Source organism: Bradyrhizobium zhengyangense (assembly GCF_022012555.1).
Lineage (GTDB): Bacteria > Pseudomonadota > Alphaproteobacteria > Rhizobiales > Xanthobacteraceae > Bradyrhizobium > Bradyrhizobium zhengyangense.
The window spans coordinates 33,300-52,661 of sequence record NZ_JAKLTZ010000007.1 but is presented as its reverse complement, the minus strand read 5'-3'; the positions used below and the strand labels follow the sequence as shown (position 1 = coordinate 52,661).

The 19,362-nt window shown below is 62.3% G+C and carries 18 protein-coding genes and 1 tRNA gene; 10 read left to right on the top strand and 9 right to left on the bottom strand.

Going from position 1 to position 19,362, the window contains the following annotated elements:
* The first annotated feature begins 116 nt into the window (after positions 1-116).
* Together L6639_RS25635 and L6639_RS25630 are read left to right on the top strand one after the other, a co-directional pair.
* Complete coding sequence (locus L6639_RS25635) at positions 117-2,090, top strand: methyl-accepting chemotaxis protein (RefSeq protein ID WP_237864413.1); 1,974 nt, start codon at positions 117-119, stop codon at positions 2,088-2,090.
* Between the two features lie 248 nt (positions 2,091-2,338).
* Positions 2,339-2,566, top strand: a complete 228-nt coding sequence (locus tag L6639_RS25630) for a hypothetical protein (protein WP_237864659.1) — start codon at positions 2,339-2,341, stop codon at positions 2,564-2,566.
* 9 nt (positions 2,567-2,575) lie between these two features.
* On the opposite strand, the gene L6639_RS25625 is transcribed toward L6639_RS25630, so the two are convergent.
* Positions 2,576-6,106: a PAS domain-containing sensor histidine kinase gene (locus tag L6639_RS25625; protein ID WP_237864412.1), complete on the bottom strand. Its 3,531-nt coding sequence runs from the start codon at positions 6,104-6,106 to the stop codon at positions 2,576-2,578.
* 303 nt (positions 6,107-6,409) lie between these two features.
* On the opposite strand from L6639_RS25625, the gene L6639_RS25620 reads away from it, so the two are divergent.
* The 3 genes from L6639_RS25620 (at position 6,410) to L6639_RS25610 (ending at position 8,128) form a co-directional block, all read left to right on the top strand.
* Positions 6,410-6,790, top strand: a complete 381-nt coding sequence (locus tag L6639_RS25620) for a phasin family protein (protein ID WP_237864411.1) — start codon at positions 6,410-6,412, stop codon at positions 6,788-6,790.
* A 450-nt stretch (positions 6,791-7,240) separates the two neighbouring features.
* On the top strand, positions 7,241-7,672 hold the full coding sequence (locus L6639_RS25615; RefSeq protein WP_237864410.1) for a phasin: 432 nt from the start codon (positions 7,241-7,243) through the stop codon (positions 7,670-7,672).
* Positions 7,673-8,051: 379 nt separating this feature from the next.
* Positions 8,052-8,128 (top strand) — tRNA-His (locus tag L6639_RS25610).
* Positions 8,129-8,214: 86 nt separating this feature from the next.
* Here L6639_RS25610 and L6639_RS25605 read toward each other — a convergent pair.
* Together L6639_RS25605 and L6639_RS25600 are read right to left on the bottom strand one after the other, a co-directional pair.
* Positions 8,215-8,598 carry a helix-turn-helix domain-containing protein gene (locus tag L6639_RS25605; protein ID WP_237864409.1) on the bottom strand — a complete coding sequence of 128 codons (384 nt, stop codon included), beginning with the start codon at positions 8,596-8,598 and terminating at the stop codon, positions 8,215-8,217.
* Positions 8,598-8,894 carry a type II toxin-antitoxin system HigB family toxin gene (locus L6639_RS25600; protein WP_237864658.1) on the bottom strand — a complete coding sequence of 99 codons (297 nt, stop codon included), beginning with the start codon at positions 8,892-8,894 and terminating at the stop codon, positions 8,598-8,600. The genes L6639_RS25605 and L6639_RS25600 overlap by 1 nt, the downstream gene beginning before the upstream one ends.
* Before the next feature lie 561 nt (positions 8,895-9,455).
* Between L6639_RS25600 and L6639_RS25595 the strand changes: the two genes are divergently transcribed.
* A complete protein-coding gene (locus tag L6639_RS25595) occupies positions 9,456-10,733 on the top strand; it encodes a hypothetical protein (RefSeq protein WP_237864408.1) in 1,278 nt (425 codons plus the stop codon).
* Positions 10,734-10,848: 115 nt separating this feature from the next.
* On the top strand, positions 10,849-11,874 hold the full coding sequence (locus L6639_RS25590; RefSeq protein ID WP_237864407.1) for a PIN domain-containing protein: 1,026 nt from the start codon (positions 10,849-10,851) through the stop codon (positions 11,872-11,874).
* 53 nt (positions 11,875-11,927) lie between these two features.
* Here L6639_RS25590 and L6639_RS25585 read toward each other — a convergent pair whose 3' ends face one another.
* Positions 11,928-12,467 (bottom strand): hypothetical protein, encoded by a 540-nt coding sequence (locus tag L6639_RS25585; protein WP_237864406.1) that lies wholly within the window; start codon positions 12,465-12,467, stop codon positions 11,928-11,930.
* An 810-nt stretch (positions 12,468-13,277) separates the two neighbouring features.
* Positions 13,278-13,625: a hypothetical protein gene (locus L6639_RS25580; protein ID WP_237864405.1), complete on the bottom strand. Its 348-nt coding sequence runs from the start codon at positions 13,623-13,625 to the stop codon at positions 13,278-13,280.
* 248 nt (positions 13,626-13,873) lie between these two features.
* Between L6639_RS25580 and tenA the strand changes: the two genes are divergently transcribed.
* Positions 13,874-14,548: a thiaminase II gene (gene tenA / locus L6639_RS25575; protein WP_237864657.1), complete on the top strand. Its 675-nt coding sequence runs from the start codon at positions 13,874-13,876 to the stop codon at positions 14,546-14,548.
* A gap of 54 nt (positions 14,549-14,602) precedes the next feature.
* Here tenA and L6639_RS25570 read toward each other — a convergent pair whose 3' ends face one another.
* Complete coding sequence (locus tag L6639_RS25570; protein ID WP_237864404.1) at positions 14,603-15,547, bottom strand: AEC family transporter; 945 nt, start codon at positions 15,545-15,547, stop codon at positions 14,603-14,605.
* A 503-nt stretch (positions 15,548-16,050) separates the two neighbouring features.
* Between L6639_RS25570 and L6639_RS25565 the strand changes: the two genes are divergently transcribed.
* Both L6639_RS25565 and L6639_RS25560 read left to right on the top strand, forming a co-directional pair.
* The gene (locus L6639_RS25565; RefSeq protein ID WP_237864403.1) at positions 16,051-16,392 is read left to right on the top strand and encodes a hypothetical protein; all 342 of its coding nucleotides are present in this window, start codon (positions 16,051-16,053) and stop codon (positions 16,390-16,392) included.
* 402 nt (positions 16,393-16,794) lie between these two features.
* Positions 16,795-17,472 (top strand): ParA family protein, encoded by a 678-nt coding sequence (locus tag L6639_RS25560; protein WP_148751612.1) that lies wholly within the window; start codon positions 16,795-16,797, stop codon positions 17,470-17,472.
* A 76-nt stretch (positions 17,473-17,548) separates the two neighbouring features.
* Here L6639_RS25560 and L6639_RS25555 read toward each other — a convergent pair whose 3' ends face one another.
* The 3 genes from L6639_RS25555 to L6639_RS25545 all read right to left on the bottom strand — a co-directional run bounded on the left by L6639_RS25555 (position 17,549) and on the right by L6639_RS25545 (position 19,058).
* Positions 17,549-17,716, bottom strand: coding sequence for a hypothetical protein (locus L6639_RS25555; protein ID WP_237864402.1), 168 nt, complete (start codon positions 17,714-17,716; stop codon positions 17,549-17,551).
* A gap of 132 nt (positions 17,717-17,848) precedes the next feature.
* A complete protein-coding gene (locus tag L6639_RS25550; protein ID WP_237864401.1) occupies positions 17,849-17,995 on the bottom strand; it encodes a hypothetical protein in 147 nt (48 codons plus the stop codon).
* A gap of 154 nt (positions 17,996-18,149) precedes the next feature.
* The gene (locus tag L6639_RS25545; RefSeq protein ID WP_237864400.1) at positions 18,150-19,058 is read right to left on the bottom strand and encodes a 4-hydroxy-tetrahydrodipicolinate synthase family protein; all 909 of its coding nucleotides are present in this window, start codon (positions 19,056-19,058) and stop codon (positions 18,150-18,152) included.
* Positions 19,059-19,362 lie beyond the last annotated feature (304 nt).

The window sequence follows — 19,362 nt, the reverse complement described above, 5'->3', positions numbered from 1 at the left end:
TCCGGCGTGCATTTTGTCATAATACACGTAGTCCTACGTGCCCGCAAATTAACGGAAGTTTTTATGCATTAGCGCCTCATAAACCGCATCTGTCACCAACCGGCTTTGCGATCACGATGCGGCTTTTCTCTCTGCGACTCACTCACAAGATTATTGCGATCGGCGTCATTGGCGTCGTCGGCGTCGCCCTGATCGGCGGCATTCATCTCTACGGCGAGCGCGCGATGGGAATCTCGCGCGACGCCGCCGAGAAAGCGCGCACCGTCTTCGAGCTGAACAGCAGGATCGCGGTCGAGCTGCTGGAGGCGCGCCGCGCCGAGAAGGATTTCCTGCTGCGCAGCGACCCCGCCCGCGCGCAGCGCCAGGTCGAGATCTCGCGGCAGGTCGCGCTGGACATCGAGACGCTGCGCGGCAAGATCGTGGCGCTCGGCAAGCCCGAGCTGGCGCAGAAGATCGACGCGATGAACGCGTCGCTGAAGACCTATCAGGCGCACTTCGCCGCAGTGGTCGAGGAGCGGCAGCGCCTCGGGCTGGACGAGAATTCAGGCCTCGAAGGCCGCCTGCGCGGTTCCGTCCACGAGATCGAAAGCAAGGTCGATCAGTTGCACGATGCCCCGCTCAAGGTGATCATGCTGATGATGCGCCGGCATGAGAAGGATTTCATGCTGCGTCGCGACGCCAAATATGGCGGCGAGATGAAGAAGCGCGCATCCGAATTTCTCGCCGGTATCGATGCCGGCGCGATTCCCGAAGCCGCGAAGGCCGAGCTGCGGCAGAAGCTCTCCGACTATCAGCGCGACTTTTCCGCCTGGATGGAGACCGCGCTCAAGCTCGCGAGCGAGTTGAAGGCGATGTCGGAGGCGTTCTCGACCGTCGAGCCCGTCATCGAGCAGGTCTCGAAATCGGTCGACAGCATCCGCCTCGAAGCCGACAAGCAGAACGACGCCGAGCGCGAGGGCATCCAGTTCTGGATCGCCATTGCCATCGCGCTGATCGCGGCGGGCGTGCTCGGCCTCGGTGCCTTCATCGGCCGTTCGGTCGCAAAGCCGCTGTCGGCGATGCGGGCGGCGATGATCGAGCTCGCCAACGGCAATTTCGCCGTCGTGCTGCCCGGCCTCGGCCGTCCCGACGAGATCGGCGAGATCGCGCAGGCCGTCGAGACCTTCAAGATCAACGCCGAGCAGAAGGCGCGCGAGGAGGCGGAGGAGAAGGCGCGGCAGGACAAGCTCGCCGCCGAGCGGCGCCGCGCCGACATGATCAGGATGGCCGACGATTTCGAGGGCGCGATCGGCGAGATCGTCGAGACGGTGTCCTCGGCCGCAACCGAGCTCGAGGCATCGGCAACATCGCTGACGACCACCGCGGGCCGGTCGACCGAGCTCGCCGCGCTGGTCGAGGCCGCCTCGGAAGAGGCCGCCACCAACGTGCAGTCGGTGGCCTCAGCCGCAGAAGAGCTGACCGCCTCCGTCAACGAGATCAGCCGCCAGGTGCAGGCCTCCGCGCGCATTGCCGGCGAGGCGGTCAGCCAGGCCGGCCACACCAACGATCGCGTCGGCGAATTGTCGAAGGCGGCGGCCCGCATCGGCGATGTCGTCGAGCTCATCAATGCGATCGCGGGCCAGACCAATCTCCTGGCGCTGAACGCCACCATCGAGGCCGCGCGTGCAGGCGAGGCCGGGCGCGGCTTTGCGGTGGTCGCTTCGGAAGTGAAGGCGCTCGCCGAGCAGACCGCGAAGGCGACAGGCGAGATCGGTCAGCAGATCGCGAGCATCCAGGGCGCGACCAACGAGTCCGTCGGTGCGATCAGGACCATCGGCGGCACCATCGAGCGGCTGTCCGAGATCTCTTCCACCATCGCGGCCGCGGTCGAGCAGCAGGGCGCCGCAACCGGCGAGATCTCGCGCAACGTGCAGAGTGCGGCTGAAGGCACCACGCAGGTCAGCGCCAATATCAGCAATGTCCGGCAGGGCGCGACCGAGACCGGCTCGGCCTCCGCGCAAGTCCTCTCCGCAGCGCAATCGCTCTCGAGCGACAGCAACCGCCTCAAATTCGAGGTCGGCAAGTTCCTCGACACGGTGCGCGCGGCGTAACGCGCATCTGCCAAGCTTATTCGCAAGCCGATCGGAAATCTTTGCTTCGCCGGGCGTTAAGCGCGACGGGGCAAAGGAGAACGCTCATGCGAACAATAATGGCAGCAATCCTTCTCACGGCTCCGCTGATGGCCGGGCCGGTCGTGGCGCAGAACCTGCAGAACGAGGCGGACAAGGGCATCAAGACGCAAAATTCCGGCGCCTCGGGCTATGTCGGAGACCAGGACAAGCCGGGCGCGGCCGCGTCCATGCCGGGAGACCGCAACAGCGCTGACAAGTCCAGCGGTGCTGCCACATCGCCCAGCGCGCAGAATTCGGGCGCCGGAATCGCGGGAGCGCCCGGCAACAAGAACGGCCCGCCCGCGCAAAAGGGAACAGTCGGCGTGAATTCGAAGGACTCCACCGTGCAGCAGCAGGATCCGTCGAACATCAAGGGCCTGCCCGGCAACAAGAGCGGCCCGCCGGCGAAGCGGTAGGCGATCGGCTTAGGCCCGCGCCGTCGCCGGCGCGAAGGTCACCTCGATCAGCGTGCCCTGGCCGGCGCTCTTGATGTTGAACTGGGCGCGGTTGGCTTCGACGAGCGCTTTCGTCAGCGACAGGCTCAGCGCGGAATTGTCCGCGGCATCGCCGGGCGGCGGCGTGCGGAACGGCTCCATCGCGGCGGCGACTTCCTGGTCGCTGAGGCCGTGGCCGGTATCCCTGATGCGAAGCGCCACCTCGCCGCGATCGTTGAGCGCGGTGGAGACGATCACCTGGCCGCCGGCGCTGGCAAGCCGGATCGAGTTCGAGATCAGGTTCATCGTCACCTGCCGCAGCGCGCGCGCATCCGCCGCCACCTGCGGCAGCGCATGCGCGAGCGAGGTGCGGATGATGATGCGCTCGCGATTGGCCTGCGGCTGCATCACGGTGACACAGGCCTCGACCATGTCGTTGAGGTTGAGATTGGCAAAGCTGAGATCGAGCTTGCCGGTCTCGATCCGCGACAGCTCCAGGAGATCGTCGATGATGGTGATCACCCGCTCGCCGGAGGCGCGGATGTCCTTCATGTATTCGCCGTAGCGCTCGTTGCCCAGCGAACCAAATCGTTCGGAGATCATCACCTCGGCAAAGCCGATGATGGCGTTGAGCGGCGTGCGGATCTCGTGGCTGATCCGCGCCAGCATGTCGGCCTTGGCATTGGCTGCGCCGTCGACCAGGCGCCGCGCCTTCGTCAGCTCGCTCTCGCCCTTCTTGGCCTGCGAGAGGTCGCGGAACACGGCGAAGAAGTTCGGGCCATCGGGCCGGGTGCGGCCCATGATCATCGCCAGCGGCAGCACGCCGCCCTTCTTCTCGCGGCCCAGCACTTCGCGGCCGTGATCGAGCAGGCTTGCGATATCCTGGCTCTTCAGGCTCTCGAGATAGTCGAGCACGATCTGCTGGCTCTCCGGCGCGAACAGCGTCAGCAAATTCAGCTGCATCAGCGCCTCGCCGTCATAGCCGAACAGCGCCTCGGCGCTGCGGTTGCAGGCGTGGATATTGCCTTCGGCATCGAACATCACGATGCCCTCGGCGGTGGTGTCGAGGATCGCGGCGAGATCTTCCGCGTCGGCATCGCCGACATCAGGCTCGGGCGCGAACAGCACGGGCTCGTCGACGTCGGTCTCGGTGGCAACGGGTGGCGCGGCCACCGGTGCCACGACGACCGGCGCGGCGACGACAGCATGCGGCAGCGCGCAGATCAGCGCATGCGCGCTGGCGCCGTCCCAGTCGATCGTGTGCAGATGCGCTTCGGTCGTCGCCAGTGGCTGCTCGCCATTGGGAAGTGCAGCGCTGATCGTCACCGGCGTGCCGGATTGCGATGTGCTGCTCGCGGCGGAAACGCCCGGCTCGACATAGAGCGCATCGAGCCCGCCGGCATCTTCCAGCGCACCAAGGCTGGCATAGCCCATGCGGTTGAGGAACGCGGCATTGGCGTAGAGCAGGCGATCGAGCCGGTAGATCAGTATCCCCGAGGGAATGAGATCCAGCAGCGCGCGGTCGCGCGAGCTGTGGCCGTAGGCGGGCGGTGCGGGCTCGCTCAGCCATTCGGCCGCGGCCGGCGGCGCCTCGAGCTCCGAGATCAACGGCTCCGAGATCAGGGGCTCCGAGATCAGCGGCTCGGATGTCTCAGGTTCTTGCGGCATCGCCGCGTCAGGCGCGATCTCGTCCGCCGGCGGCTCGGCGCTATCAGAGGCGATCTGCTCACGCTCGCGTTCGAGCCGCTCGGACAATTGCCGCGCCAGCTCGTTGAACGCGCTGTTCTCGACCGGCGTCAGCGTCGGCGATCTCTGGTCGGCTGATGACCTGAGGTCATTAGCTGACCTGGGATCACCGGGTGCGCGGAATGGCACGACATTCGGAGGCGTTTCCACTGGCGTTTCCGGCTCGGTTGGGTGTGAATTCGCTTCGGTGAAAAGTGCTGATGGTTCGGGTTCGATTGCGGCGGGCGGCTCAGGCTCAGGCGGCAGCTCGACCGGCGGAGGCGGCGCCTCCGCCTCCACCTTTGCCTCCGGTTCAGGCTCGACCACATCGGCCGAAAGGCCTTGAGGCTCGACCGGCTCGGCAAACAGCTCGTAGCGCCTGAGCGCATCGAGCCGGTTCAGCCCGTCGAGATCGCGGCAGACGCCAAAACCCTTGAAGCCGGCAAAGTTGCGCGCGCGGTCATAGACCGGCAGGCCGGCCAGCTCGACCGGCAGATGCTCGCCGCCATCGGCCGGCCAGTTCACGGTGATGCCGGCCCAGGTGTCGTGGCTTTCAAGCGCCTGCGCGACGCGGCCATCAGGGTCGAGCGCAAATTCCTCTGATATCTCGCGCCAGGGCCGGCCGAAGCCGGCCGCAGTGTGCGCGCCCATCAGGCGGATGATTTCGTCCGAGCCCAGCACAAAGCGGCCCTGCGCATCCATCTGCCACAGGAAGCGCAGCGGATGCTGGCGCGGTGTCTCAGCAGGGGCAGACCGCGTCTCCGCGTGTCCGGGCGGTTCGACCATGGCGCTCGTGATCGGCGCCGCTTGCGGCGGCACGATGGCTGCGGGCGGGTTTTCAACGATAGTTTCCGGCGCGGCCTCGATCGGTTGCGCGATGGTTTCGGGCGCGGGTGCTTCAGCGTCCTTCTCGGCGTCCTGGATCGAGACGATCTCCGTCGCCGCGTGTGCTTCCGGCTCGGGCGTCGCGGCGAGCGGCGGTGCCGGCGTCTCGTCCGGCTCAGCAAACGGATCGAACATCGCGATCCCGGCATCGGGCCCGTGCGCCGGCGCTGTTGCGACGGGCGGCGCAGGCTCAGCCGCTGGCTCGGTCTCCATCTCAGGCGCCGCGACCGGTGCGCTCTCCGCCGCGGGCTCAGCTTGCGCCACCGCCGGCTCGATCAGCGCAACCAGCCCGACATCGGCGCCAACGCCGACCCGCTGCAGCACCATCTTGCCGATGCCAACAGGCAACTCGGCGCGGCCCTTCGCCAGCGCCTCGTTGCGCGCCTGGTCGAGGCCGGCCTCGCCGAGATCGCGAAAGCCGAGCAGGGAGCGCGCCGCTTCGCTCGCGCCGGCGAACATGCCGTCAGGTGCGAATGCCGCCATCGGCGTCGTCGCGCCGTCGACGAGACGATGCAGCCGCTCGACCAGCGGCATGCTGCGCGAAGCGCCGTTCATCGCGCTGACGAGCACGCCGGAAGAGCCATCGGAAAAGTCGAGCCGCGCGCAGGCGCAGGTCATCAGCGTGCCGAGCCCGGCGCCGAAGCCGCGCATCCGCTCCAGCCTCACGCTGCCGCCGCCCGGCAGCCGGTGTGCGAGACGGACGATCTGGCGGCGATGGCCGTCGGCGGGGCCGAAGGTCTTTTGCGCGAGAGCAGCCGCGTTAGCCGCGCCGAAGAATTTGGCGCCGACCGCATTGGCCCACAGCACGCGCGAACCATCGGGCGACCACAGCCACGCCGGCAGGGGGGACGTCGCGTGCACGGACAGCCTGGGATCGCCGACGCCCCGCAACTGGAAATCCGAATTCGTCATCCGACCGGCTTCAACTCTTCGCGCCACGCTTCACATCAGGTCCGCCGGGAATGGCAGCCTTAAGAAAGGGTTACTATCGCCCGCGGGCGCGGGCAGGTCCACGCCCGGACCTTAACGGGGGCGTCCTAAAGCCGCGATAACCTTAATGTGGCCGAACCCGCAAGACGCCCGATCGTTGCATCCGCAGGATTCGCGAGGGGCCGGCGTCATCTAGGCAATACCGTCCAGGTTTACCCTCACGCCGGGCGAGGGGACCGGCCGAAACGGCCGGCAAACCAGCAAGCAGGACCAGGAGCAGCAGGCATGACCGATCAGTCCAATGGGCATTTCGAGATTCCGCCGGAGATGCGGAACATGGCGGAATCGAGCTTCAAACAGGCCCGCGACGCCTTCGAGAAACTGCTCGCCAATGCGGAGGCCGCCGCCGGCACGATGGAAGAGCGCGGCGCCTCGATGCGCGCCGGCGCCAAGGACATCGGCGCCCGCGCCCTCGCCTTCGCCGAGACCAATGTGCAGGCCTCGCTGAGCTACGCCCAGTCGCTGGCCCACGCGAGGGATCTCACCGAGGTGATGCGGCTGCATGGCGACTACGTCCAGTCCCAGATGAAGACCCTGGCCGAGCAGGCCGGCGAAATCGGCCAGCTCGTCAGCCGCACCGCGATGGATGCGACGAAGAGGCATTGAGTGGGTGAGGCCCTCTGCGCACCCCAACGACGGTCCGTTCCCTCCCCCACAAGGGGGGAGAGACCGCCGTTTTTCTCCGTCATTCCGGGGCGCGCGTAGCGCGAGCCCGGAATCCATCCGGCAGCGAGGGCGGCAGAGGAATGGATTCTCAGGTGCGCAATTGCGCACCATAGGTCGCGCGCCCGGAATGACTTGCGCACCTCAACCCCCGGTTCCCCAACCCCCGGAATCTCACCCCTAGGATTAAATTTTCGCAGCGCACCCCCGGATCACATTGCGCCGCACAATGTTGACATGTTAGTGAGCCACAGTACTGGCGCTGGACGAGCCGTCTTGTAGTTCTGCGTATCCAGTCTTCGTACCCGCCATTCAAAGAAGAAACGGCCCCGGTTGGCCCGGCGGGCGCGCCAGAAGGCTCACTCCATTTTTTCTTTAGCGTGAGGGACCAACATGACAGGTGCGACTGATCCGTTTTCTGCCTCGATCATCCCGTTCGAGGTTCCCGAGCAGGTGCGCGCATTCGCCGAAAAGGGCGTTTCGCAGGCCCGCGAAAACTACGCCAAGTTCAAGGACGCGGCTGAGACCCACAACGGCACCATCGAGGCCGTGTTCGCCTCCGCCCAGAAGGGTGCCAACGAGTACACCGCCAAGCTGATGGAATTCGCCAAGGCCAACACCACGGCCCATATGGATTTCACCCAGGAGTTGCTCGGCATGAAGTCGCCGACCGATGCGTTCCAGCTCTGGACCGGCCACGCCAAGACCCAGCTCGAGACCTTGCAGGCCCAGGCCAAGGAGCTGTTCGAGATCGCCCAGCGTTCCGCCAGCGCGACCGCCGAGCCGATCAAGGCCTCCGCCTCGAAGTTCTACCCCGCCGCCTGATCTCAACGGCGGATCGATCCAATTAAGAAACCCGGGCCTAGCGGCCCGGGTTTTTCTTCACCTCTCCCGCAGGGAGAGGTCGGATTGCATCGAAGATGCAATCCGGGTGAGGGGTTCTGCTCTCACTGGGTGCCGCGGCCCCTCACCCGGATCGCTCCGGCGCGCAATTGCGCGCCAAGCAATCCGACCTCTCCCCTGCGGAGAGAGGTGACCCACCGGCAGCCGACCGGAATCCTGCGGATTTATCGCGCCAAAGAGCGCCAAATAACGGCTTCTGCGGCCTTGCCAAAAACCCCCGTTGCACCTAGTTTCCGCCCCGTCCAGCCCCCCTTAGGCAGCAGGCCTTTTCAGGCAGTCCGGAGGCGCGGCTCGCAAGGATGCAGTTGTAGCTCAGTTGGTTAGAGCGCCTGTCTGTGGAACAGGAGGTCGGTGGTTCGAGCCCACCCAACTGTACCAGCGCTGTATATCCGAAGCGATCGAGCTGAAACCTACGTCGATATTCGCGGGCGCGCGCACAAACCCCTGCTGGCGGGCAGAAGGGACTACGCCTGAGCCTTGGCCAATTCATACGGGGAGGCGAGTAGCTCAATGGGTATATGCCATTCAGCGCTGATTGTGCGGATCATATCGAGCGTCAACGGGCGCACGCGATTCAGGATCTCGGACGCGCGATTCCGTCCGATGAGTTCGCTGAGGCCAGCCTGGGTTTTTCCCATGGATTGAATCGCGAACTCCAGGACCTCCACTGGATCGACATGCGGAATTTCGAAGTGCGCGTCCTCGTACTGTCGGACGAGAGTAGCGAGCACCTCGAACCTGTCGCTCTCAGGCGTGCCGATTGCTGGCTGAGCCTCGAAATAACGAGTCACCTCGCCAATCGCCCAGTTGTAGTCATCTTCGTTATGGAGAGGCCGAACATCCATCATCACACCGTCTCCGCATCTATCTTGTCGTAGTCGTCGTGCGTACCGACGAACTTGATGAGCGCAGTTTTGTGCAGGTACGCAAAGTGGGCGATGAGGCGGTACTTATTTCCACCAATGTCGAAGATAGCTCTGTTGTCTCCGACAAAGTCCACATTCGCACCGAACGCCCTCTTCAAATCCGCGGGCGAGCCCCAAGTCCCCCTGGAAACGACTTGATACCAGGTGCTGAGAGGCTTCTCGGCGTCTGGATGTCGCTCCCAAAAGTCCCTTAGCGCCTTCCTGGCTATTACGTTCATCGCCATAACATGTTCCCAAAATGGGATCAAATCAATATTCCCAGAATGGGAACAAAACTCTAGTCCATACCGCCTGAATTTGACGGGCCCTAACGAGTTTTGGGGCCCACGAGCGTGCGGTCTTTGCAATTTTAGGAAGTGCCTGACGAGGCCTGCAAGCCGTCGAACGGGTTCGACTTGCACCGTTTCCGCCCCATCCAGCTCCCTCGGTCGTCGGCCCTCTCAGGCAGCCTCCCGGGCGGCTCGCAAGGATGCTGTTGTAGCTCAGTTGGTTAGAGCGCCCGTCTGTAGAACAGGAGGTCAGTGGTTCGAGCCCACCCAACTGTACCACTTTGAAATCAATAGTTTATCGGCTTCGCCCTCGTCCCTGACCGACTAATCCGGACGGGCCGGGCCCGCCGGTCATTTGACCGTCCGATGGAGAAGGTCAAAAGCGCACCGAATCTATTCCCTGATTTGCAGTCGATAAAAAAGAAGGGGGTTGTCTTGGCTGTTATCCAAGGCAATCGCGCTCACCTATAGTGGTCCTCGGCATCGAATGCAGCCTCGCGGGAGCGGAAGTTGATCGATCAGCAGTATCAGCGTGAAATTCTAAGGGTGGCTCGATCTGTGCTCAATGGCATTCGGGTCAGCCTAGAGGCCCCCTACGCTGCGCAGCATCGCCAGAAGACTGCGTACGCGGCTGTTTACAAGACGCTGATGCTGGAGCTGGAGAGCCTACGATTGCCGCTCACTGCAGCTGGGCGAAACCATCTTGAACCGGAAGATCCCCTGACGCTAGCGAAGGAGCTGGCCCAACTTAGGCAGAGGTCTGAGTTCGGCGACATATTGCGCAGCGTGACTTTCCGCATGGGATCCGGCGACCCTCATGCAAAGCCCCAAGATAGGTTTTACGGACGCTTTACGGGTTCAATAAAGGTAGCCGATGCGATTCTCATGCTTGAGGATCTTCTACTGGAAGGGGTCGATCTCGATGACGTACCGATCGGTAATGTCTCTGTGCTCCGCGGCATTGTACCTGATCAGAAAATCGCGCCGGTTCAGTTCGACATCATCGATAATGTGATCGTTGTCGTTCACAAGAAGAGTTTGCCGAGGGATGCCGATTTAAAAAACATTGAAGCTGCGAAGGCAGAGCTGAGCCGTAGCGGTGAGAAGATTATTGCGGAGCTTCAGCAATCCAACTGTGACAAGCGATTGCTGTCATCAGTGCAGGAACTTCAAGGACAATTTCGGGGAGAGATCGACGCGATTAGCGTCGGATTGAAGAACATCGGTTGCGAGGCGATGTTTGCTGCGTTTGAGTCTGAATTGCCAGTGGCGGTTTCGTCGATGCTGCTGGCTTACACTCGCGGTGTCCAAATGTTTGTTGGCCAGTTTCCGGAGTGGACGATTTTCGTCGAAAATGCCGCCGCGGCTGACTTGGGAAAATCGGATATAGATCAGTTGAGGGTTGCGTCGGCGAGTGTCGTTCAACAGCTTAGCGCTCAGCCTGATTTGGTTAGTCCAGAGGTGCCTCGGACCCTGGCGTTTCTTACGGAGTTGCTTGGAAGCCCCACCGAGGCAGGGAAGCGCGCTGCCTTCGCGCTCATGCGAAGTGTTGAAAATCTGGTGAGCCGTGCTTTTGGATATGGAACGTCTTTCCTCGAAAGAACGGCGGACAAGACAATTGATCAGGCTTCGACGGCGGCGTCGAAAATTATTGTAGGCATGCTCTTGCTCGGTGTTGGCAGCGCGGTCGCGGTGGGCCCAATATCGAGCAAGATTCCTGACATGAATTGGATGAAGGCTGCGTCTGAGATCGTGAAGAAGCAGCTCTCGGAAATAGGAGTGAAGTAACTTCAGTTCGTAGTTCGGAATTACGGTGGCAATGCACGAGACTCCGGCCCATTACGCCGCATGCTATGGTGCACTGTCACCTTAACTCCAAGTTATACTGATTTTGGAGGGGCCGATGTCGCCGACATTTACGGTGGTCTTGGACGCGAATGTTTGGGTTGCGGAACGGTTGCTTCAGTCTTCATTGGGTAATGCCCTCCTCTATGCAGTCGCAGAGGCAAAAGCATCATTCGGTGTGCCTGAGGTGGTCGAACGCGAGGTGAACCAAGTGCTGCCAGAGATGGCAGAGGTTGCTGCCCGCAACATCAAGAGAGACACCACCATCTTGCGTCAACTATCTGGTCAGCGGCTCATGGTCACTGGGCCGACCTTGCTTGCGGTACAGGAGGGCATCTCGCAGCGATGGAAGCAATTGTCGGGATCGATTGAACGCGTCCCGTTCAACTTTGAACAAGCCAATTCCGCCTTGTCTCGCATTATGAAGAAGACGGCGCCTTGTGGTGAGAACAACGAACAATTTCGGGATTGCTGCATTTGGCATGCGGCACTAACTCTTGGTGCCGACAGACCTATCTACCTCGTGACCGCGGACAATGCGTTCTATGAAGGTCGAAAAGTCGGCAACAGTCTTGCCCGGGTGCTTGAAAGCGAGACGGAGCGCAAGGGCGTGAAAATCTTGATTCATCCAAGCATACGTGAGCTCCTTACCGCGCTTGGGGGAACCGCTGTCGCGATAGACGAGAGCGTCATCGCACAAGCTATTCTGGAGACGATCTCCCCCGCGGCTCGAGATATTGTGGTGGCGGGGAAAGCGCCAGGACAAGGAAAGTTCGAATTGGGTGAACCGCTTGGCTGGAAAATAAAGGGCTACGCGACTCCCAAGCCAGCAGTCGTTGCGATTTCTTTCGAGGTCGCGTTCGAACTCGACTTACTCGCAGCAGGAAATGAGGCGTGGGGACTAGAAAAGGGGCAGCTTAGGATTGAGGGAGAATGCGACTTTGATCCGAATCAGAAAATCATATCTCATATCGAGGTCAAGAACTGGTCGCAGAACTTAGGTGCATCGTGGGGTCGAAGTACAACTCACTCGTCTGACCTCGATAAGCAGTATCGGCCGAGCCACATGCGCGTCCTATCCTGAGAGCGCACTCTCACCGCAATCTGAGACGGCATCGCCTAGCCCAAATCGTTCAGTTATGCATGTTTTTTCCGCCATCGTTCATATAGGGCATTGATGTTGATGGATATCCCGAACATCCCAGGGCGAATATTCAAAATGGAGTTCGCGGTGTCTAAGAAATTCTCCGTCTTTTCGAACTTGTTCAGGAATTCGTTGCTTTCGCCTCGAACGTACTTGGACAGAAGGTCGAAGAATTGTGCCCACCCGCCAAATCGCGGCTCGGCCTCGCGCAGAGGGACAATCAATCGAACGGAGTTCGTACCTAGCCTCTCGGGATGTGCATCCGTGATGAGAAGAGCAGGTAAAGACCGATGTAGTATTGCCGCTCTTTCGTTGTCGCCCGCGTACTTCCTCGCCACTTGACTCGTGAACGCCTGAGGGTCGGTTCCCACAGCGATAACAGCGTTGCTTCCGATGCTCTTGGCGATCGACATAAAGTTTTGCTGCATCATTTCATAGAGCGGGTCGCGGTACTGGCCGTTGACCACGAATATGTAGAAATTGACCGTGTCGTCGATCGGCAGATTCGCCAACTCGTTTAACGCATAGCCCATCTCGGTGCCTCTTCTGAAATATTGGCTAAAGCTTGTAATTCAGCGGCGGCATCTCGCCGAACGAGTTTATGTACGCGTGGAGCAAGTCTCGTTCGATTGCGCGAGTTAGGGGGCCAGTAAACATTAAAGCTACGCCTAGCTTTTCTCTAGGGTAGTTCAATCGTCGGATTTGCCTAAGCATAGTGATCGCTCGATGCGAACGTTCGCCTCCTGGACGTCCTCGAGCCGACCGTCGCATCTGATTGATACGCGCGCTTAGGTCGCTCGCTTCGCCGATGTACAGTGTACCCGTCCTATCCTCTCCACAAAGCCGCTGCAAAATAGCTGGTGTGAAAAGGTCGTCCTTCTCTTGCAGAGCGATTAATCGGTAAACACCAGGACGTCCGCTCCTCTTTGCCGTTAAATATCCACCGCTAAGCCGATGAAGGCGCCAGCTAAATTCTTCGCATATGGAGGTCCACGGCGGCATTTCCCAAATGGACAGCGCGCGAATTAATTCACCGTCCTTCAGAGCGTGGAGTTGTCTCCAATGTTCTCGGAGATCCTCGACGGTTACTTCTGCCAGTGCCCCGTCCTCGCATCTGCACCCGGTGACTAGTGTTATCGTAGGATACAGACTTTTGCGTGCAAAGGCAAAATTATGACGTGTCCTATCGGGTCACCACCGCCGCCACCATCGGCAACGTCGCCGTCGCCGGCAGCGTGCACGACGCCACCGCGCCCTGAGACCGGAAATTGCGGTGACAGCGGTGGATTGCACTAAACTCTCGCTCCTCCCGAGCGCGCACAAGAGGCTGGCTGAGACCAGCTTTATGCACCCTCGCCGTGATCGCCGACGATCCGCACCAGCTCCACTTCGAGCCTCAACCCGGGCGATTGCTTCGCAAACCCCGTGCACACCGTGGACAAACCATCCGCCGACCGCCCCGACACCACGATGTCGATCTCATCCAATCCAAACACACCCGGCGGCCCCGGCGATACGCGTCGGGCGGAAAGGCTGGCTTTGAAGTGCTCGCCCTGCTGCGTCCAGTGTCCTGCATAGGCAAATGTGGAATCGCCGCCGCCGAGTGTCCCGTCAGGGCCGAACTCGACCACGCCAGCACCTTCGCCGACCGGCGTCTTGAACCAAACGGAATATCTGCCCGGGGTGATCACGCGAGCCACCACAGATGCGGTCTTCCGGCCGAGTTGAGCCAACCAAAATGGCTATCGCGTGGCGCGCGCAGGTCCTGCTGCGCCTGCAGGAACTCCGGTGACAGTGCACCAAACGCTCGACGCGGGGAGTGCCCTGTCTGCGACGCGTCTCAATGCCAGTTTCGTGCGCGGCGCCGTAGCTCCTCGGGTAGCAATGCGATATCGGTAGCGAGCCAAAGACGTTGATGGCCAGCCAGGCGGGAAAGATCGTGAGTTTCTTCGAGCGTCTCAAGACGGCAGCATCCGCTGAGTGGCGGGCCTACACCGAGCATCCCTTCACGAACGGGTTGGCAGACGGCTCGCTCCCCGAAGCGGCGTTCCGTCACTACCTCGTTCAGGATTATCTGTTCCTCATCGAGTTTGCCCGCGCCTACGCGCTCGCGGTCTACAAGTCGCCCAGACTTGCCGACATGCGTGAAGCGGCAGCCGGCCTCTCGGCCATCCTTGACGTCGAGATGAACCTGCATGTGAAGCTCTGTGCCGATTGGGGTCTATCCCCTGATGACCTTGAACAGGCCCCTCCGGCGGCCGAGATGCTGGCCTATACACGCTACGTGTTAGATGCAGGAATGCGCGGCGATCTGCTGGCGCTCAAGGTGGCGCTTGCTCCTTGCGTGATCGGCTACGCGGAGATCGCAACGCGGCTCGCCTCGCTCCCCCTCGCGGACGCACCGACGAACGCCTATCGCGTCTGGATCGCCGAATACGCCGGCGCGCCGTACCAGGAGGTCGCGGCCAAAGCGCGGGCGCACCTGGAGCATCTTGCCGATCTCTACGCCACGCCGGCCCGCGAGGCCGAGCTGATTGCGATCTTCAAGGAAGCCACCCGGCTCGAGGCCGACTTCTGGGAGATGGCCTGGCGCGTGGGCCCAGGGATTGAATAACAAGTGCTGAATAGCCTGTGTTGAATAGTGGTTTCGGCAATCGTCAGACGGCCCCTACCTCACCCCCGCCACCACCATCACCACTACCGGCAGCGTCACTGCCGCCAGCAGCGTGCACAGCGCCACCGCGCCCGAGACCGGGTTCACCATCCGCTGATACTGAACCGCGAAGATGTACGCATTCGCGCCTGTCGGCATCGCCGCGAACAGCACGACGACGCCCGTTACGATCGGCGGCAGGTTCAAAAGCTTGGCCAGTGCGAACGCCACCGCCGGCATCGCCAGCAGTTTGAGCGCGCTGATCGCGGCGACGCTGCCCATCTCGCCTTTCACCTCGAAGCGAAACAGGGTGATGCCGAGCGCGATCAGGGCGGCCGGCGATCCCGCCTGCGCGAGCAGCTCGATGGTCTTGTCGACGACGGGATTGAGGCCGAGGCCGGTGAAGCGCCAGATCACGCCGAAGCCGATCCCCAGCATCAGCGGATTCTTTGCAAGATCTGCAAGGATCGGCCAGATCACCGAGAGCACGGAGCCGGTGCGCTTGCGGCTGACCAGCTCCATCTGCAGGATGCCGCAGAGCCAGAGCAGCGGCGTGTTCACCGACAGGATCAGCGACATCGGGCCAGCCGCCTCGTTGCCGAGCGCGGAGAGCACCAGCGGAATTCCTAACATGACGATGTTGCCGTAGACCGAGCCGATCGCGAACACGACGCCGTCTTCGCGGTCCTCGCGCCGCTCGCGGATCAGCGCGGAGATCATCAGCGCCGCGATCCAGGTGATGGCGAGCGCGCCATAATAGGCGCCCCACATCCTGTAAGGGCTGACCTCGGGAAATTCCGACACGACGATGGTGCGGAACAGCAGCGCGGGGATCGCGATGCTGAAGGCGAATTCGGAGATGCCCTTGTGCGCGCCCTCGGAGACGAAGCGAAACAGCACCGACGCATAGCCGGCCGCGATCAACGCAAACACCGGCGCGACGATCAACACGGTGGCCATGCGGTCCTCCCCCTCACGGGGATTTCGGCCGACCACCCCACGCGCCTCTCGATGCTGCCATCATGCCGGTGTTTTGCCCGACAAGTCAAAGGAAAATTCGTAAAATCCGCAAACTGCGGGAATTGGCGAGGCGGCCCAGGGGCCTGGCTACTGTGCATGGGGTTGTTTTGGAGTTTGGGGGAGGGGCCGCCCCACCCACCGCTGTCATCCCCCGCGAAGCGGGGGATCCAGTACGCCGCGGCCCTTCGGCTCCATCACAACCGCCTCGGAGTACTGGATCGCCCGGTCCCGGCTCCGCCAAGGCTACGCCGAGGGCCGCACGAGTGCTCGGCGCGCCGAAGCTTCAGCGAAGGCGGCAAGCCGGGCGATGACAGCGGAGAAGCCGGCAAGCCCCCGCCCCTGTTGCCGAGACCGCACAGGTCCGAGCTTTCGCCTCGGCCCTCGTTGCCAACCAACGCCCGTTCACCCACACTCCCGGCCTGTTCGACATTTTGGAGGGACCGATGCCGGTATCTCGCGTCACGACGTCCATGGCTGCTGCGAGCCTCTCGCTGGCTCTCGCCGTTCTGGTCCAGCCGGGCATTGGCCTTGCCTACACGCCCGAGCAGCAGCAGGCCTGCTCGCCGGACGCGATGCGGCTGTGCGGCGAGTTCGTGCCGAACGTCGACGCCATCACTGCCTGCATGGTCCAGAAGAAGGCGCAGCTGTCGCCGCAATGCGCGGTGTTCTTCCGCCGCGGACCGGAGCCGGGCGAGGTCCGCGCCGGCGCGCCCGTCAACATCAAGCCGGTCGCCGCCAAGAAGGCCAAGCCGAAGGCGAAGAAGAAAAAGACCGACGACGGCTAGGCGCGTTCCCTCCGCGAAACCTCGTCATGCCCCGCGCGTCATAGTGACGCGAGGGCGACACCAGCCACGCGACAGCCACCGGACTCGTTTTGTTCGCGCAAAGCCGGCGCGCCGGCTTGCAGCAATTCCCATCGCCTCTGCTGAAAAAAGCGCCGCAATGCTTTGCGCGGCGAGGTTGTGGCGCTGTTTTTCCCGCGTGAGTGCTTGAAAAGCCTCGGGATTGCCGGCGTGGTCAGCTGATCATGTCTGTTCATGTCATCAGTCGCGCAAGGCAGTGTGACTCAAAAGCCAACACGTCTTGTTATTCCGTTGCGCCTCGTCGACTGCCGATAAATTTTTCTTTCACGAATCAGCGCGGTGATTCATTTTCGCGACCTGGGGTCAATCTGGGAGGCCAGAGGTATGAACGTTATTGTTTTTGCATCGCGTAAAGGCGGCTCGGGCAAGAGTACCCTGGCTGCACATCTCGCTGCGCAGATCAAGCAGAGCAAGCAGGTGATGCTGGTGGATGCGGATCCGCAAGGTTCGCTGACGCTGTGGCACAAGCTGCGGGGCACCAACGAGCCGCCGATCAAGGCGGCCGTGAACTCGGTCAGCGGCATCGTCTCCGCGGCCAAGCGCGACGGTTACGAGTGGGTGCTGATCGACACGCCGCCGAATCTCTCGGCCGTGGTCGACGACGCCATCAAGAACGCGACGATGGTGGTCATCCCGGCACGCCCCGGCGTCTTCGACGTCAACGCGGTGCAGGAAACCATCCAGATGTGCCGCGCGGCGCGCAAGCCCTACGCGGTCGTGCTCAACGGCGCTCCGGCACGCCGCGACGAATCCGAAAGCCCGATCGTCACCATCGCCCGCGAGGCGCTGGCCAAGTTCCGCGCTCCGGTATGGGGCGGTCAGATCACCAATCGTTCGGATTTGTTGATGGCACTCAGCCACGGCGAAGGCGCGCGTGAGTATCAGGCCGAGAGCCGTGCGGCCCAGGAAATTGCAAGACTGTGGGCGGCGATCGAGCGTTCAGTGAAAGCTATTCGCGGCACGGCGTCGGCTTCGGGCGCAATGCACAAGCAGGCGGCATAATTTCATTCAATCATTCCCCGGACGACAAACGCGCAGGGTCCTGCGCGTTTTGCGTTTTCAGGGATGATGACGAAGTTTACGCGACCATCAGCATGTAGAACACGATCACCGGCGACAGCGTCAGGATCACCGACCAGACGCCGACGGCCCAGAGAATGTCTCCGGTGGAAAAGCCCTGCTGTTCAGAGTCGTCGAAGCTTTGCGCGGCGCCGTAATGCGGCACCATATCGTTCTGATTGTTCAAGATCGCCCCCGCGATTTCTTCGCTTATGGGGACAACGATACGCGGGATGTTTTAAAATTCAGGCTCAGCGCCACGCTCGCATTTTGAGCGCATTTGCCACCACGGATTAACCATCGCCGCGGTCTGGCGTCGTCAGGCGAGCCAGACCCGGAACAGCAGCACCGGCATCAGGCCGAGCATCACCGCCCAGAAGCCGAACGACGACACCACCAGAATTCCCTGCAAGAGATCGGCAGGCGCGAACATTTCCGCCGCGGTCGGACGAACGCGTTGGCCCATGGTCATTCCCCCTTGTGAAAGACGTTGCTCGGGAAACGATAGGCGCCATTGCGTAAACGAGACGTGGATGCGCCATGCGGCGGCTGCGAAGAGCGTTGGTGTGCGGTTAACCACGGGCGCCTCTCCCCACGCGCGGGGAGAGGCGAACGAGGAGCTACGCTGCGACCTTGACCCGCCGCTCGATCTCGCGATCGAGCGCGGCGGCGAGCTCGCTGCTGACTTCTACCATCGGCAGGCGCACCTCGGGGCTGTCGATCAGGCCCGCCCGCCACAGCCAGTACTTCGCCGGCGCCGGGCTCGGTTCGGTGAACAACAGCCGCGTCAGCTCCGCGACCTCCCGCCAGTGCGCCTCTGCCGCACCTTGGTTGCCTTGCTTCAGCTCGCTGTAAACGGCAGCGAAGGTCGCGGTCTCGAGATGGGCAGACAGCAGGATGCCGCCGTCGGCGCCGTCGCTGAGCGCCTCGAAGTAATTCGCGTCCTCGCCGGTCAGCACGCGAAAGCTCTTCGGCCGGTCGCGCAGCAGCGCGATCGACTGCTCGCGGCTCGCGCCACAATCCTTCAAGCCCACGATGTTGGGATGCTCGGCGAGCCGCAGCATGGTCTGGTTGGTGATGCCGACGGCGCAGCGATAGGGAATGTTGTAGAGCGCAAGCGGCCAGGCGGCGTGATCGGCCAGCGCCTCGAAATGCGCAACGATCCCGCGCTGTGACGGCCGCACGTAATAGGGGCTCGCGATCAGATAGAAGTCGATCGGCCAGTCCGCGGTCTCGTCCAGCCGCTCCTTCATCCGCGAGGTGTCCACGCCCGAGAGCCCGAGGCCGATCGGGATGCTGCGGCGGCCGGTCGCCATCTCGTCGCGGACGATGGCAACGAGGCGTTCGAGCTCGGCCTCGCGCAGCGTCATGCCTTCGCCTGAGGTCGCCCCCAGGATGAAGCCGTCGATGCTTTGCGCGGCGTAGTGTCGCGTCAGCCGCCGCAGCGAGATCTCGTCGAGACGACCGCTCCGAAACGGCGTCACCAGCGGCAGCCACAGCCCATGCATATGGGTTCGCAAATCAGTCATGTTCTTATCTCCTTCTCGAGGATGAGCCTGAGACGGAGGGCACATGAAAAAACCCCGTCCAGGTGGCGGGGTTTTCGGGATTGGCTCGCGATGACGAAGTCAGCTAGCGCGCGCAAAAATCCGAGGTCCCCGGATGGGGGCCTTTTTTCGAGACGATTGCGCACGACTTCGTGATCATTTGGAAATGATGCGGGGAACGCCCAAAACTGTCAATACACGCGGAGGGCGAAGGTCTGATTGGGCAGAAAAAAAGCCGGACCCGAAGGCCCGGCTTAGGTATTGGCCACGTGAGGCCGACACAATC

Coding starts and splice junctions, on each gene's coding strand:
- L6639_RS25635 (WP_237864413.1), top strand. CDS start 117: ATGCGGCTTTTCTCTCTGCGACTCACTCACAAGATTATTGCGATCGGC.
- L6639_RS25630 (WP_237864659.1), top strand. CDS start 2,339: ATGCCGGGAGACCGCAACAGCGCTGACAAGTCCAGCGGTGCTGCCACA.
- L6639_RS25625 (WP_237864412.1), bottom strand. CDS start 6,106: ATGACGAATTCGGATTTCCAGTTGCGGGGCGTCGGCGATCCCAGGCTG.
- L6639_RS25620 (WP_237864411.1), top strand. CDS start 6,410: ATGACCGATCAGTCCAATGGGCATTTCGAGATTCCGCCGGAGATGCGG.
- L6639_RS25615 (WP_237864410.1), top strand. CDS start 7,241: ATGACAGGTGCGACTGATCCGTTTTCTGCCTCGATCATCCCGTTCGAG.
- L6639_RS25605 (WP_237864409.1), bottom strand. CDS start 8,598: ATGATGGATGTTCGGCCTCTCCATAACGAAGATGACTACAACTGGGCG.
- L6639_RS25600 (WP_237864658.1), bottom strand. CDS start 8,894: ATGAACGTAATAGCCAGGAAGGCGCTAAGGGACTTTTGGGAGCGACAT.
- L6639_RS25590 (WP_237864407.1), top strand. CDS start 10,849: ATGTCGCCGACATTTACGGTGGTCTTGGACGCGAATGTTTGGGTTGCG.
- L6639_RS25585 (WP_237864406.1), bottom strand. CDS start 12,467: ATGGGCTATGCGTTAAACGAGTTGGCGAATCTGCCGATCGACGACACG.
- L6639_RS25570 (WP_237864404.1), bottom strand. CDS start 15,547: ATGGCCACCGTGTTGATCGTCGCGCCGGTGTTTGCGTTGATCGCGGCC.
- L6639_RS25565 (WP_237864403.1), top strand. CDS start 16,051: ATGCCGGTATCTCGCGTCACGACGTCCATGGCTGCTGCGAGCCTCTCG.
- L6639_RS25560 (WP_148751612.1), top strand. CDS start 16,795: ATGAACGTTATTGTTTTTGCATCGCGTAAAGGCGGCTCGGGCAAGAGT.
- L6639_RS25550 (WP_237864401.1), bottom strand. CDS start 17,995: ATGGGCCAACGCGTTCGTCCGACCGCGGCGGAAATGTTCGCGCCTGCC.
- L6639_RS25545 (WP_237864400.1), bottom strand. CDS start 19,058: ATGACTGATTTGCGAACCCATATGCATGGGCTGTGGCTGCCGCTGGTG.